General features: G+C 38.7%; 10 protein-coding genes. 5 read left to right on the forward strand and 5 right to left on the reverse strand.

Annotated features, from left to right (window positions below; all coding sequences use genetic code 11):
• Positions 1-8 precede the first annotated feature (8 nt).
• Positions 9-767 (forward strand): hypothetical protein, encoded by a 759-nt coding sequence (locus tag IV512_RS16120; protein ID WP_209405196.1) that lies wholly within the window; start codon positions 9-11, stop codon positions 765-767.
• Positions 764-1,915: a DUF2169 domain-containing protein gene (locus IV512_RS16125; RefSeq protein ID WP_209405198.1), complete on the forward strand. Its 1,152-nt coding sequence runs from the start codon at positions 764-766 to the stop codon at positions 1,913-1,915. The genes IV512_RS16120 and IV512_RS16125 overlap by 4 nt, the downstream gene beginning before the upstream one ends.
• A gap of 170 nt (positions 1,916-2,085) precedes the next feature.
• On the opposite strand, the gene IV512_RS16130 is transcribed toward IV512_RS16125, so the two are convergent.
• The 5 genes from IV512_RS16130 to IV512_RS16150 all read right to left on the reverse strand — a co-directional run bounded on the left by IV512_RS16130 (position 2,086) and on the right by IV512_RS16150 (position 7,971).
• On the reverse strand, positions 2,086-2,727 hold the full coding sequence (locus IV512_RS16130; protein WP_209405200.1) for a hypothetical protein: 642 nt from the start codon (positions 2,725-2,727) through the stop codon (positions 2,086-2,088).
• Between the two features lie 86 nt (positions 2,728-2,813).
• The gene (locus IV512_RS16135; protein WP_209405202.1) at positions 2,814-4,160 is read right to left on the reverse strand and encodes a DUF5458 family protein; all 1,347 of its coding nucleotides are present in this window, start codon (positions 4,158-4,160) and stop codon (positions 2,814-2,816) included.
• Positions 4,161-4,166: 6 nt separating this feature from the next.
• The gene (locus IV512_RS16140) at positions 4,167-4,616 is read right to left on the reverse strand and encodes a hypothetical protein (RefSeq protein WP_209405204.1); all 450 of its coding nucleotides are present in this window, start codon (positions 4,614-4,616) and stop codon (positions 4,167-4,169) included.
• Positions 4,617-4,626: 10 nt separating this feature from the next.
• Positions 4,627-7,149, reverse strand: a complete 2,523-nt coding sequence (locus tag IV512_RS16145; protein ID WP_209405206.1) for an ATP-dependent Clp protease ATP-binding subunit — start codon at positions 7,147-7,149, stop codon at positions 4,627-4,629.
• A gap of 267 nt (positions 7,150-7,416) precedes the next feature.
• Positions 7,417-7,971: a collagen-like protein gene (locus tag IV512_RS16150; RefSeq protein WP_209405208.1), complete on the reverse strand. Its 555-nt coding sequence runs from the start codon at positions 7,969-7,971 to the stop codon at positions 7,417-7,419.
• Positions 7,972-8,318: 347 nt separating this feature from the next.
• Between IV512_RS16150 and IV512_RS16155 the strand changes: the two genes are divergently transcribed.
• From IV512_RS16155 to IV512_RS16165, 3 genes are all read left to right on the forward strand, one after another.
• A complete protein-coding gene (locus tag IV512_RS16155; RefSeq protein ID WP_209405210.1) occupies positions 8,319-9,971 on the forward strand; it encodes a S8 family serine peptidase in 1,653 nt (550 codons plus the stop codon).
• A gap of 20 nt (positions 9,972-9,991) precedes the next feature.
• Positions 9,992-12,769 carry a CHAT domain-containing tetratricopeptide repeat protein gene (locus IV512_RS16160; protein WP_209405212.1) on the forward strand — a complete coding sequence of 926 codons (2,778 nt, stop codon included), beginning with the start codon at positions 9,992-9,994 and terminating at the stop codon, positions 12,767-12,769.
• A gap of 415 nt (positions 12,770-13,184) precedes the next feature.
• Positions 13,185-14,408 (forward strand): site-specific integrase, encoded by a 1,224-nt coding sequence (locus IV512_RS16165; RefSeq protein ID WP_209405214.1) that lies wholly within the window; start codon positions 13,185-13,187, stop codon positions 14,406-14,408.
• The last annotated feature ends 79 nt before the right edge of the window (positions 14,409-14,487 follow it).

Below are 14,487 nucleotides of genomic sequence, written 5' to 3' on the forward strand. Positions count from 1 at the left end.
CAGAGAATATGCACTGCTCAATTCATACAAATGTTCACCCTATGGTCGGCATGGATCTCCACAACGGTATAGTTCCAGGTGTACCTCCTGTCCCTACTCCTTTTATGCCACATTTCGTTGCCCAAGTATTAGGGGGATTAAACCTAAAAGCTTCTCTGGCAAAAACTGTAATGTCCCATAATTTCATCACTTTACAAAGGGGTTCAGATATTGGTCTAGGTATTGGTCACGTTGCCACAAACATTTTATTTCCCTTATTGGTTCTTACTAGTAGCTCGGTTTCACAATTCGGATCATTTACGGTTCAGCTAGAAGGAAAACCGGCAGCTATAGCTCCATTGGTTTATGTCGGCTTCAATTTCAACTGCTATGATCCAGTTCCTTGGAACACCAATTTGGTTGTGGCCCCGGGCTGTAATATGGCAGGGTTTAATTATGCGGACTATGTAGCAAGTATGGTAAGTATTGCACTCAGTATGGCAGTAGGGTTTGTTTGCAGCAAGGCATTTGGGGGGTTAACAAGTGCTTCTGGAGCAATAGTTGGCCGAGTGTTTGGAAAAGCTTTTTTAAAAGAAGGTTTAGAAGATATTGCACAAAGTCAATTTGGTCAATTTGTTCAATCAGGTACTGAAGAAATCATGAAATATCACTTTGGAAATGCAATAGATGCTGGATCTAGTCTTGTAGGTCATGAACTAGGCTTACAAGATAACAGTTTTACGGCCGAGGCTGCCAATTTTTATACCGGAGAAATTCTTGATTCATGAAAAAAACCGCACAATTATTATCAGGGAAAAATTCAAAGGGCAAACCGTTTCTTTCCCTAATAGTAAAACGCACCTATGAAATTAATGATAATGGTAGTTGTTCGATATCGGACAAACAACTCCCTTTAGTTGTCGATTTAAAAACCAATAAAGAAAATGATGAGATTGTTGATCAAGACATAGATTTATATCCTTTTAAGCCGTTTACGGATATAATTGTCAAAGGGAAAGCAAGAAGTGTCAAAAACACTTTTTCATTTTTAGCATCTGTAGAAATAGCTAAGCTTAAATTAGATTTACAAATACAGGGAAACAGAAAAGTTTATAAAAAAGAAAATGGTTCTTATGCTTTTAGTGAAGCTGAATCAATAAACGAGATACCATTAGAGTATAAATATTCTTACGGCGGTAAAGATTTACTAGCAGAAAAACCTTTTAAGGAAAAAATTATGGGCAAAGAGTCTTTCAAGCATATATTAGATGTAGTAGACCCTTTCGAAGGAAGCCCATACCGATATCCAAGAAACCCAATTGGCAAAGGTTTTATAGTCGAACCCAATAATGAAACTATTGAAACCCTAAACTTGCCAAATATTGAGGATCCCAACAATCTACTAACATCCGAAAATTTTATTTGTAAAGAACCTTTCAAGTGGTATAGAATGCCTGTTCCGGTTTGTACAGATTGGGTATGCCCTGGCTGGTTTCCCCGAATTGCCTACTTCGGAATATACCCATTACCCAACGGTTTAGATGAAAATATTTATGAAATAAAAAATAAATGGTCCTCAAAAGAGCTCTTAAAGAGCACAAACGAAATAAAAAAATCTCAGTTCTCTTTTAGAGCCTGTAATGGTGCCTCTCTCGGCTTACAATCTAGATATTTATTTGGTGGCGAAAGTTGTCGATTAACAAATATTCATCCGGACAGATCAGAATTTGTTTTTCGATTACCACAAGAAACACCAAAAATAAAAGTTGATGGTAGAAACGGCAAACTACTTAGAACGTCCCCGGTAATGCATAGTGTTATTATTGAACCGGACAAGAAAAAATTAAGCATTGTTTGGTGCGGAAGTGCAAAAGCAATTAGGCCTTATTTTGAGGAAGAATTGAAAACTATGCCCTATGAGGTTATCTGGCCATAAAAATTGACTTAAAAAAATTCTCCATTTACACCCATGACCACATTGCAGCCATGAAAATCAGTACTTCAGCTAGTGCAAGCCTTGCTCGTGCAGATGTAAATGGTCAACAAGAAACAGCTGAAAATGGTAGACGTATCGCCAATTGAAAACTAGCCTCGTAATCTGAATTTTTAATTTGCTAGTTGATTATCTCGAAGAAACTCGTTTAATGGAGTTCTATTGTTATTTTGAATAATAAAAACATCACTAGTAACTCGACCGTTGGCCGTTTGAAATAGATGCTCAATTCGATAACCTCTATCGCTACGGTATGTGAAAACATATCCGTTGCTTCTTCTTTCCCTTTCTCCCGTGTATCTCACCGATTGATCGTGCAATAGCTGCCTTAAATGATTTCTCTCAGCGACTATAGCCAATTGGTGCGGTCTATCGAAGATAGTTCTACGATGGGCATAATCAGGTGTTCGAAATCTTTCTTCCAGTATATGCAAGAGATTAAGTTGAAAACTATGATTGCTTCCTCCTAACAAATCATCGATATCGACGGTTCCCAAGAAATGGCTGTCGACAAATTCACTGGTTCTACTTACAAATCTCAAAGGCACCATGGCATCGTCGTCGATAAAACGCATCATATTTCTATCGAAGTTTGTAATATTAGCGATGTCAACTATTCTATACTGCAAGGTGCGGTTATTGTTCGTATAAAGAATAGCTCTTGAATTTATTTGGTTTAAACGATTAATAAATTCAGGAATTCTCAAAACTGGATCTTCACCATGCCTTCTGTTAACCGTGCTTATTTGTATCATTTGTCCATTTAGCAAAAAACACAGTAGGTTAACATAATCCTATATGTTTCGTACTGTGTTTAAAATTAGTTTGTTCTGTTAATATTTTACTGCTGCTCATACTCAGAATCCCACTCATTGCCATCGTCGCCTTTTTGACCTTCCATTTTGATCATAAAGTTTTTGGCCGGGAAATAGGGTTTCATGTGTATATCTAAATGCACTTTGTCTTTTTGAACGGAATCTTGCTCAAAACGCTTGATAGAGAAATCTTCGATGAGCTTGTCAGGTCCGGTGATGCCGTCCAAGAATTTTACGATTTGGCCCATCAATTCTTTACGGGTTCTGGCGTTGAAATTTTCAAAGGCCCTTCGGTTAAGGAAGTCCATCAACACTTTGGTGACATAATCGAATACCCTCACGACTGAGTAAGTCTGCAGCCCCAGGTTATCACCATTGAACAAGGTCTTGGCCGAAAACGCCATTACCTTACCATATTCGTTGACCATCGGGATCAAGCCCAGTTTTTCCAATTGAGCAATATCACTTTTCTTCAAGTCAAAACGTACGCCGTCTACTTCGTTCATACCACCGAACTTTTTACCTGCAGTTACTTGCGACATTAAGGTTTTATATACTTTACCGGCCAAAGCTCCTGAAGGAGGCACAAAAAGATCATCTTGCTCCCCTACTTCATCGTGTTTGCCACGACCTACCAGCCAATTGCAAGACATCATCACATTTGACCTGAATTTATCTCCGCCGGTAAGATTGGCCGCCTCGAACATTTCCATCACATCGTCAGGCTCATCTAAATGCTCAAAATCGGTCACCAACATCACCTTATTTTCATGGGCAATTTTGGCCCATTTTTCCACCACTTTATTAGACCCCAAGTAACCAGGAATAACCAATAGGCTGTAATTCTCCCGAAGATCAAGTCGATCAAAGTTATCGGTTAGCTCTGCGTTGATCGCATCGATGAAACGGGTATTGTCTAAATCTTTCATCTGCTCTAACTCGGCATTGACGATAGATATATTTTTGACCTTTTCAGATTCTGAGTTTTTGTAGAACAGGGCAACAGATCGGTACGAACGCTCTAAATTTCTTGTCGAATCGATCGCCCTGCCCAAGTTTTTGTTCAATGAATCGTGAGCGGCCTTGGCGCTACTCTCACATTCTTCGACCATTTGGGCAATATCATCAGAACCCGATAAAACTTTTGACCAGATTTCCATAGTCTTTTTTAAAGTTTCACGCTCTTCTTTTTTGCTCATTTCAGTTAAGAAAATTCGCTTTCTTGCCTTGCGTTCCGGATTCATATTCTGAACGCCTTCAACGCAGGCTTCGAGTAAATCAAAACCTCCGAACTTGACCAGTTTATCACTACTTTCTTGTAAAAATGCTGCTGGGTTCTCTACCGGAGAAAATTCTTGTGCTGTAGTTGCCATAATGTATTATTTATTTTCTTCTATTTCGGTTAATAATGCACGAATAGCATCTAATAAAGCTTGTTTCGCTTCTGGGTCTGCAATAGCCGTCTTTAGAATCTTATTCGTTTTCAATTGTTTCACGACCTTTACATATTGGTCTTTTTCAGTTGCCAGATCTTTGAGAAAACTACTTTGTCTAGTGATTCCCTTTGCTCCAAAATCACCCAGATTGGCAAACTTGAGCATCTCTTTCTTACCTACGCCATCGGCATTCTCAAATTCTACTTCGACCTTAGGCCCAAAATGCTCGAAGACTTCTTCAATGGTCTTCAATCCGTCTTGTACTACTGGTTTGATGGCCGGGTCATTGGTCAATTTTTCTACCAGTAAGGTTCTATTTCTCGGTATGTCGGCAAATGCTTCATTGGCATCTAATTTGACTTCCGTTCCTCCAATTCCGTATGTATCACTCATAATTTGGCATTTAGATTATTATTTCACTTTTTATATTTTCTTCTTTGGCCTTGACCCCATTCATTTGCCATTGCAAATTGTTATGTTCGCTCAAGCCCAATTTGATATGTGTTCCCTTTTCTATTTTTCCTGAGATGATCATCTTTGACAATGGCGATCTTAAATCACTTCGAATAATACCGCGTAAAGGGCGGGCGCCATATTTGGGTGTAAACCCCTTTTTGGCGAGCATAGCGATTGCTTCATCAGTAATATCTAGAGTGATGCCCTGTTTTTTCAAGGCTTCATAAAGATCTTTCAACTGTATTCTAAAAATCTTACCGATATTCTCTTCGGTTATGGGAGAAAAGGGTATGATTTCAGTAAGGCGCCCTAAGAATTCTGGTCTAAAATGGCCTCCCATCATTTCAAGCAAGTCGCTTGATTCAGGAATTTTACCCCTTCCAAAAGAGTCGACAATAAATTGACTGCCAATATTTGAGGTAAACAAAATTACGGCATTAGAAAAATCACCTTCTTTACCCAATCGGTCGTGTAATTTACCCTCGTCTAAAATCTGTAAAAAGATATCGAACACCGAAGGGTGTGCCTTCTCTATTTCATCAAAGAGAACTATCGAATAAGGTTTCTGCCGGATTTTGTTCACCAATAGCCCTCCTTCCTCATAACCAATGTATCCCGGTGGTGCCCCGTATAATAACGCTGCTGAATGTTCTTCTTTAAATTCAGACATATCGAAACGGATAATGGAACGTTCATCTTGAAACAAAAATTCCGCCAGGGCCTTTGCCAATTCTGTCTTTCCCGTTCCGGTAGGTCCCGAGAAGAAAAATGATCCGATCGGCAAGCCTGGTTTACTTAAACCTGAACGAGACTCTAAAACGGCCTCGGTAATCGTAGCGACCGCATGATCTTGCCCAATAACCCTCTTAATTAGTTGCTCCTCCATATGAAGCAACCGTTCTTTTTCATCGGCTTTGAGTTTTCCGGTCGGGATACCCGTTTTATTTGCGATAGTTGCTGCAAAATCATGTTTGGTAACGCTTATTTTTTCTCTCTTGGCTATTATCTCTAAATCACTCAAAATCTGGTACAGAACCTCAAAACCATCTTCGGGGTTATCGATACTTGATATCTTGTGCTCATCACCCATTTCAGTAAATAAAAGATAGCTTAGCTTGTTCTGCATTTGAGTGTACATCCAATTTTGCTCTGCCATCATTTTATGGGCCGCCCACTCTTCTTCTTGTAGTTTTTCAATTCTCAATTTTAGTGCGGCTATTTCTAGCAACGATGTTTCTAACATAAATTTCGCGGCAGACATGGTTCTATCAATAAGATCGATAGCAGAATCGGGCAGACTTCGTTCTTTATTGTAGCGTTTTGCCAAACGTATCGCCTCAGAAATAGTTTCATCTTCGATGGCCAAGCGGTGATGATCGCTATAATAACCGACCGAATCTTTAATCATACGTTGGGCCGATGATTCACTGGGTTCCATTAAGCTTACCACCTCAAATTGGCGGGCTAGGCCCTCATCTGATTCGATGTGTTTACGAAAGGCATCATTGGTAGCTGTTGCAATTACCGTTAGTTCACCTTTTACGAGCTCCGATTTTAGAATATTGACCAAACCCTGATTGCCAGATTTTTTATCAGATAGATTTTTTAGTTCATCAATAAATAAAATAGGCTTATCGAACTGTTTGATTTCGTTAAAGACCTTTTGAAAACGGTCTTCAATCTCGCCCTTATACCCAGCCCCGGATACTAAGTGTATAAAGTCTAGCTCGAAAATTCGAGCATCTTTGAAGTTATCGGGAATATTTTCACCTATCGTGGCATACGAAAAACCGTTTATCAACACGGTTTTACCTACACCAGGGTCACCGAGTATTAAAACATTGGGCTTTGAGCGTCGGCCAAGGATTTCCATAATCATTTTAATTTCAGAATCTCTGCCTGAAATGTTTTCGATCGCACCGCTACGGGCTTGCATCGTTTTGTCGATGCAATATTTTAGCAAGGTAGAACCGACCTGGCCATTCTTATGTTTAGAACTAGCCTGCCCAACAGTATCATTTGATTGGGTCGATTCTGCTGTTGTCGGCAAAACGTATGCTACAATCTCGTTAGGCGTAAGCGGAAATGTTTTTAGCTGGTCGTATGAAAAACCTACACCCGGGGTCGATAGTGCTATTAATAGGCAATGCTCGTTCAAGTCATCTAAACCTAATTTCAACTTGATATTTTCCGCTTCGTAGAACACGGCCTCGACCAAAGAATCTCCCGTCGGGTGTTCTGATATTTTAGCCGTTTTTGGTAACGACTCTAATCGTACTTCGGCCCATTCTTCAACATAATATGCATCTTGACCCATACTTTCGATAAAAGAAAACAACCCTATATCTTTATGTAAGAGTGCCTTAAGCAAATGTGCCGATGAATAATGCTTATGGGCATATTCTTTAGCGAGTGCCTGTGAAATATGAGTTACTTGCTTTAGGTTATCAGAAAGTATATAATCTACCATGGGTAAAGATTTAATAAGTGTGTTTTATAGCTTTAGAATCTCTTCGGTTTAAAAGCTATCTATCGAGTACATTAATGCACTTTCTCTTTAATGTTCAGCCCTTTATAAAGGTTAACATGATAAAAGAGGAGATGATTCTTAAAGAGTATGAACAAAAAGAACTTTAGAATTGACTTTCGTATTTGACAGAGTGCCTCCATCAAGCGGTAAGGCCTTTATCCAAAAAAAACCGAGGTAAAACCCCGGTTTTTTTGACTTATGTTCTTTTTAATAGTCTAGACCAAAATGATTCATTACTTCTTCGTAAGACATTTTTTCGAAGTTAGGTTGTGCTACCTTGGATGTTGCATTTGAAGGAATCAGCACAAATCTAAACGCTGTAAAATCACCAAAAATCTGGTTTGTAGTGCCAGTTCGCCTTCCTGCAAAAATAATACTACCTATTCTAGCAATGGAATAGTAATTTCTTTCTCCAGTTAGATATGGCAGATTAATTGCCAATCGGTTTGGGTTTCCATCGCTTCCACCCCTGCCGTAAGCTAGAAGTATTGCTCCGTCAATCACCTCAGCTGTAATATTAGAATCAAAAACTTCCTGTGATTGACTAAATGTAGCTACGTCCGAAAATGTTGATGCCATCCAACCCGAAGCAATAACATTGGCATTGCCATCTTCACCTTGCGGGCCCTGTTCGCCCGTTTCACCTTGTGGGCCTGGGTCACCTGTAAGTCCTATCTCACCTTGTGGCCCCTCGGGCCCTTCCTTATCACATGAGACGAACATAACTCCCATTGCTAAGAACAACATTGTAAATAATTTCATAGTTTTCATAATTTTAAATTTTAATTGATAAAGGTTTTTATTATTTACCCTTTAATAGGTATGGGGCCAAAAAGGTTAACAAGAGGTGATAAAAAATTGATTTAGTTCAAAAAAAATACAGTTCTCCAAAAAGATTTTTCTCAAACACTCACGAATTCAATCACCGATAAGCCTCATAATACTAGCTCATTAATGGCTTTTCTACGAAAAACTCAAAGACCTTTAAAAAAATGCGTAAGTTTATTACCGCAAGTGGCTCTTGAAAGATTTACATTTCGTTTTTAGTTGTCAACGCCTCTTTTCTTCCCCCATCAGATTTTAAAAAGTACGTTCTAAAATTTATAGCTATGAGAAAGAATCAAGTTTTAAAATACCTTTTGATGGGGTTGGCCATATTAAGCATTACGTATGCCTGCGAAGAAATTATCAATGCAGATACCGACGGTGACGGTGTCGTTGATATAAATGATGAATGCCCCGACACACCTGAAGGTACTGCTGTAGACCAAAATGGGTGCGATCTCGACAATACTGATGATATGGATGGGGACGGTATAGTCGACTCAGGTGATGAATGTCCCGACACCCCCAGTGGAATTAAAGTCGACGAAAAGGGATGCCCTGTAGAAGATATTCTTGATTTAGATGGGGATGGTATTCCGAATGAAATTGATAACTGCCCCAACACCCCTGCTCTAGAAGAGGGTTTTACCGTTGACAGTAATGGATGTTTAAAGGGAGGAATCGATGTGCTAGACGAATCTATACCTATAACAGAAAGCACCAACGAAATGGTTTTAAGCGGATTTTCTAACTATTCTGATGAGGAAGCTGCCGCAATCAAAGAAGAATTAATAGAGTTATTCGGAGATAACATTCAAACCTGTTCATGCGATGAAGACATTATACTATGGACCATACCTGACAGTCTCGATTTGAACGGAGTAATCGCCATTGCTAAAAGTAAAGGTAATCAAGGGCTTGATGGGGATAAAAATTATATCATCGATTCTTACCGCGAAATATTTAACAGAGGTATCGTACCGTCTAAAGTGGAAGAACCCACCTTTATACAAGATGATACCGATATACCGGTTATAGCCATTTTAGATTCAGGCTTAGATTTAAATCAAATTGGTATAGACAATCTTCAACTTATGGAGACCACAACTATTAACAATAATATCAAGTGCGTAGTTCAAAGCGATTCAGACCAACAATCTAATTTCGGCTGGAATTTTGCTGAAGGCAATGCCGACATGAGTGTCGATGCAACCGCACACGGCACAAATGTTTTAAAAACTTTTGTCGATAACCTTCAGGGCACCCCGTTAGATCGGTTTCAAGTACTGCCTTTAAAGATTTTTGACGACCAGGGGAAATCTTCGTATTGGAAAGTGGTCTGCGCCTTTAGTTACCTGAACCAACTTGCAGAAATGGGGTATGATATTGCTTTGATAAACACCAGTTTCGGTGGGCAATTACCCAATTTCACTATAGATGAAGATTTATTGACTCTTAAATCATATATAGAGTCTTTAGAAAAATCGCTTATAGTCTCTTCGGCAGGTAATGACATGTCTAATATTGACAACACTCCACATTTTCCGGCAAGTTATAATTCAGATATATGGTTTACCGACCCACCCTTAAATATGATGGTCGTTGCCGGTCATAATGCCGAAAAGACCGTACAACTATTTAATGGTACTGGTGTTGGATCCAATTATGGCAACCAATCTGTTGACCTAGCTGGGCGTTGGCATCTAACTATTTTAGAAACCGGAGAAATGTTCGGTAGCCCGGCCAGTGGTCTAGAACTGAGCGGAACTTCATTCAGCACACCCTTTATCGGGGCTCATTTGTTCAAGCATTATTTAGATAAAAATAGAACCGAAAAAGGAGCGGACTTAAAAAATAGTTTTATTCTAGACTATGATTTGCTGCATTCAGAAACAACCCTCGACCCTGATGTCAAGGGAGGTAATTTTATTAGATAGCACTTTTAAAGGTAACCCCCATGCCCTCACTTACTTATAGGTACACTACATTCTTTTCAAAGGCATATGTCTTGTGCTTATTATTGGCTTTTTTGTTCAATCAATTGGGCCACGGTCAGCATACCCCATTACGAAATCTGATCAATTCTGATTTAGATCACACTGAAAAAGAAAAGAAGATAGCACTTTTAGTAGAGAATCTGGTTAGTACCCGTAGCGATAGCCTGGCAGATTGCTATCATGACCTGGGCCTAAGATGGCACTACAGAAATTGGTTGAACAACAATTTAGAGCCTGACATCGAAAATGCCATTAAATATACACAATTGGCTATCGAACTAAAAAGTGAACATCGAACTGTTGACACCTTATCATTACGGCAATCAATGTACAACCTTGCATTTTTTTTAAAAGCAAGTGGATCAATGTATGAATCTATAAGGGCCTATCACGATATTATTGCATTGGCCATAAACGATGAAAAAGAGCATTACGCCAAGAATAATCTTGGCCTTGTGCTAACTGATATTGGCGAGTTCAGTGAAGCGTTGAGCCAATTTAAGGATGCCGTTCAATTTTCAAAAGAAAAAGAAAACCAATGGCAACTTCTTCTACTATCATACATCAACACTTCTAATTGCTATGCTACAATGGGCTATATAAAAAATAAAGATAGTCTAGACCGTTGTGTAAGATTAGGGCAAAAACTTATAGCGGAGAAAAATTTACAGAGTACCTATGAACATATGCAATTGAAAATTCTAGAAGGCAATCTTAACCTAGAACTAGAAAAGTATAATGAGGGAATCAGTACCTACAATCAAATCATTCAATCGAATTATGATGGAGAGCAAATTCCTGAAATTGTATACAACAACCTAGGTTTTTGTTATCTAAAAAATGGCGACACCATAAATGCAAAGGCAAATCTCTTAAAGGCCATTAAACAAAACCCAGATTTCTCTTACCCCTATGAGAACCTAGGCGACCTTAGCTTCGAAAGAAAAAAGTTCGAGAGGGGAATCAATAATTATCAAAAAGCGATTCAACTTGTAACAAATATCGATGGGCTTACTGAAAGCCCACTTAACTTACCAGAGCATGAAGAGTTAGAGCTGACCCTTGACAAACTCTCATTGCTTCAGCATTTAACCGCCAAAGCTAAAGGTTGGTTAAAATATTATGAACATAAAGGCGACCAAAACCACTTAAAATTAGCATTGGCCACCTTTAAAAAAGCCGATGAACTGATTGATATCATCAAACGTGAGAATACCGAATTCACGTCTAAGTTATATTGGCGAGAGCAAAGCTCTGAACTGTACGCCAAGGCGGTAGAAACTTGTTATTATCTGAATGACACCGATGAAGCTCTGTATTTTATGGAGCGAAACAAGGCGCTATTACTTTTAGAAGATATTACCCATGAAAAAGCTAAAGCGTTTTCTCAGCTACCTGACAGCCTTGCACAACTAGATTTTAAGATAAAAAGAGAAATTGCACTTTCTGAGAACAAGTTCAAGAATGAAATACTATCCAAAGAAAGACTCGATTCGCTAAAACAAGTGATTCTAGCCAAAAAAAGGGAATATCGCAATTTTATAAAACAAATCTCAAAAAAATACCCGACTTACGCGGCTTATAAAGAAAGGCTGCCCATTGTCGATCTACCTACCCTGCAAGATAGATTTACTACCAATACTCGAACCGTAATTCATTTTCTGGCAGCAGATTCTTTAATTTATGGGCTGCATACCACTGCGACCGACGCCACTCTTTTTAAAGTGGATAAGGATAATTTTGATCAGCAATTATCTGAAACAATACAGGCCGTAGGATCACACCCGTACAACTCAAAAAATGATTTTGATCCTATCTCGTCGAATAAGGTTTTCAAAGCTCTTTTTCCTACATCGATTTACAGCCAAATTAAAGGAAAATCATTATTAATAATACCCGATGGCGCCTTGCAGCAACTCCCCTTTGAATCTTTAGTGACAGATAAGGAGCTTAACACCTATTTAGTTCAAGAAATAGATATACAATACGCCTATTCAACCTCCCTATTAAACCAACAAAGAACATTTAAATACGAGCCAAAAAGTAATTTAGCCGCATTCGCACCGATCAATTTTGACAATATCGATTTGGCCGAACTCGTCTTCAGCGGTATGGAAGCCTCCGAAATTACAGCACTTTTAAAGGGAACAACCTTTAGTGGGCCAGTTGCTACCACCGACGAGTTTGCGACCCAACTTCAAAAGAGTAGTATTGTTCATTTGGCCACCCACGCAGATGTAAGTACAGAAAATACGGGCTGGATAGCTTTTGCCGACAGAAAATTATATCTAGATGAAATATATGCTCTAAAAAGCCAAGCGGATATGGTCGCCCTAAGTGCGTGTAAAACATCTGCTGGAGGTGTTAATAAGGGCGAGGGGGTTATGAGCATCGCAAGAAGTCTTTTTAATATAGGTACTAAAAGCGTACTCTCAACGCTGTGGGCGGTCGATGAAGTGGCCAGCAAGACCATAGTAGTCAACTTTTATAAACAACTTGAAATGGGCCACAATAAGTCAAAAGCACTGCAAATGGCCAAATTGGATTATTTAAAAAACACCGAAATAAAAGAATTGAAACATCCGTATTATTGGGCAGGTTATGTGGTCTTGGGGGACAACACACCCCTATCTGACCAACCTACCCCAATATGGTTATTGCTGACCGCTGGGCTTATAACAGCCTGCTTGTTGCTTTTCGGTTATAAAAAAATAAGAACTAATCGCGCAACCGCCTAATGCCATTATCGACTAAATTTTTCAATTATCAACAAATCCCGACCAAACGGGTATGAATTCGGTTTAGACTTGGACAAAATTTAAAAACCATCCATTTCTTACGAACACATTCTAATTTGGTCTAATTGAACCTACGTGTCCTTTTTTATATACAATTACCTTTAGTGGCACAACAATTTCAATGACCCCTAAAATGCAAAAAGCTCCTGATTAGAAAATCAGAAGCTTTTTTGTTGGCCTACTAGGACTCGAACTTATATGCTTTTAAACTCATATATATCTATTTAACTGAAAACGTGTATTTTAAATAAATCCAAAAATTAAATAAGACCATAATAAACCAAGAAAAACCACCATTTGTTGTACCTATGTTGTACCCATTTTTCGTATCTTTATCCCGTTATACAAGGAACACATGGCATCCATTAACGTAATATTAAGAAAAAAAGGCAACAAAAAAGGTCTTTTTCCTATTTCAGTTCGGGTAACAAAAGATAGAAAATCTACTTATCTCTATACAGGTCAGTATCTTGACCCCAAATTTTGGGACGAGACCAAACAGCGTGTGAAAAAATCTCACCCTAATTCTTCACGGTTAAACAACCTGATTGCAATAAAGCAAGCGGAAGCGAATGCCATTTTATTGGATACCGCGGCAAAAGATGGTGACCATTTTTCTGTTCGGGAAGTGAAATCGCAATTGACAACGACATTTACCGGACACTCCTTTTTTGAGTATGCCGAAAAACACTTCAAGCAGTTAGAAGAAAGCAAGAAACTTTCTCGTATCGATAGTGAACGTCCGTTGCTTAATCGTATTAAGGACTATGTGGGAGAGAAAGCATTGAGCTTTGACCAGATTACCGTTTCTTTTATTCGAGGCCTCAAAAGTTATTTAAAGTCTAGGGGCACGCTAGGGGACAGAAGTATTGCCAATATTCTTATGTTCATCCGCACGCTGTACAATAGAGCTATACAAGAAAAACTGGTAAAACAGGAATCTTATCCATTTGGGTCAGAAAAGGGCAAGATTAGAATTAAAATCCCTCAATCAGTCAAAATAGGTCTAACCGGCAAAGAAATTGCCCGTATCGAAAATTTAGACCTTTCAGAACATGCTCCTCAAAACCATACACGGAATGTTTGGTTGTTCAGCTTTTACTTAGCAGGAATGCGTATTGCGGATGTTTTAAAAATAAGATGGAAGGATATTCAGGAAGGGCGGCTCTATTATAAGATGAACAAAAACAGTAAGGTAATTTCATTAAAAATATCGGACAAGCTCCAGAGCATTATAAATCAGTATGCTGACCCCAATCTTAGCATTGATGAGTTTATTTTTCCGGAATTAAGAGGTATTGACCGTGACAATACCGACCGTATGCTGCGTAGTACAAAAAATGGTACCTTAAAATTTAATAAACATTTAAAGAAAATTGCTGAAAAGGCCGAGATCAGCAAAAAAATAACCATGCATATTGCCCGTCATTCCTTTGGTAATATTGCAGGAGATAAGATTCATCCGCTGATGCTGCAAAAGCTTTATCGGCACAGCGATTTAAAAACGACCATAAACTACCAGGCTAATTTTATACATAAAGAAGCTGATGAGGCTTTGGATGCCGTGATAAATTTTTAGATTTTTTAGTTGGAAATCCGCTTTTCTTTCTTCTCCCTATCCACAAAAAAGCGCCCATAGGGCGCAAAATCCCTTGTCA

Origin of the sequence: Pseudozobellia sp. WGM2 (assembly GCF_017810075.1) — a bacterium.
GTDB lineage: Bacteria > Bacteroidota > Bacteroidia > Flavobacteriales > Flavobacteriaceae > JADNYK01.

What these genes read in the sequence shown, in the direction of transcription:
- IV512_RS16140 (WP_209405204.1), bottom strand. Translation starts at nt 4,616, where the DNA reads ATGAGTGATACATACGGAATTGGAGGAACGGAAGTCAAATTAGATGCC.
- IV512_RS16160 (WP_209405212.1), top strand. Translation starts at nt 9,992, where the DNA reads ATGCCCTCACTTACTTATAGGTACACTACATTCTTTTCAAAGGCATAT.
- IV512_RS16120 (WP_209405196.1), top strand. Translation starts at nt 9, where the DNA reads ATGCACTGCTCAATTCATACAAATGTTCACCCTATGGTCGGCATGGAT.
- IV512_RS16125 (WP_209405198.1), top strand. Translation starts at nt 764, where the DNA reads ATGAAAAAAACCGCACAATTATTATCAGGGAAAAATTCAAAGGGCAAA.
- IV512_RS16135 (WP_209405202.1), bottom strand. Translation starts at nt 4,160, where the DNA reads ATGGCAACTACAGCACAAGAATTTTCTCCGGTAGAGAACCCAGCAGCA.
- IV512_RS16150 (WP_209405208.1), bottom strand. Translation starts at nt 7,971, where the DNA reads ATGAAATTATTTACAATGTTGTTCTTAGCAATGGGAGTTATGTTCGTC.
- IV512_RS16165 (WP_209405214.1), top strand. Translation starts at nt 13,185, where the DNA reads ATGGCATCCATTAACGTAATATTAAGAAAAAAAGGCAACAAAAAAGGT.
- IV512_RS16145 (WP_209405206.1), bottom strand. Translation starts at nt 7,149, where the DNA reads ATGGTAGATTATATACTTTCTGATAACCTAAAGCAAGTAACTCATATT.
- IV512_RS16155 (WP_209405210.1), top strand. Translation starts at nt 8,319, where the DNA reads ATGAGAAAGAATCAAGTTTTAAAATACCTTTTGATGGGGTTGGCCATA.
- IV512_RS16130 (WP_209405200.1), bottom strand. Translation starts at nt 2,727, where the DNA reads ATGATACAAATAAGCACGGTTAACAGAAGGCATGGTGAAGATCCAGTT.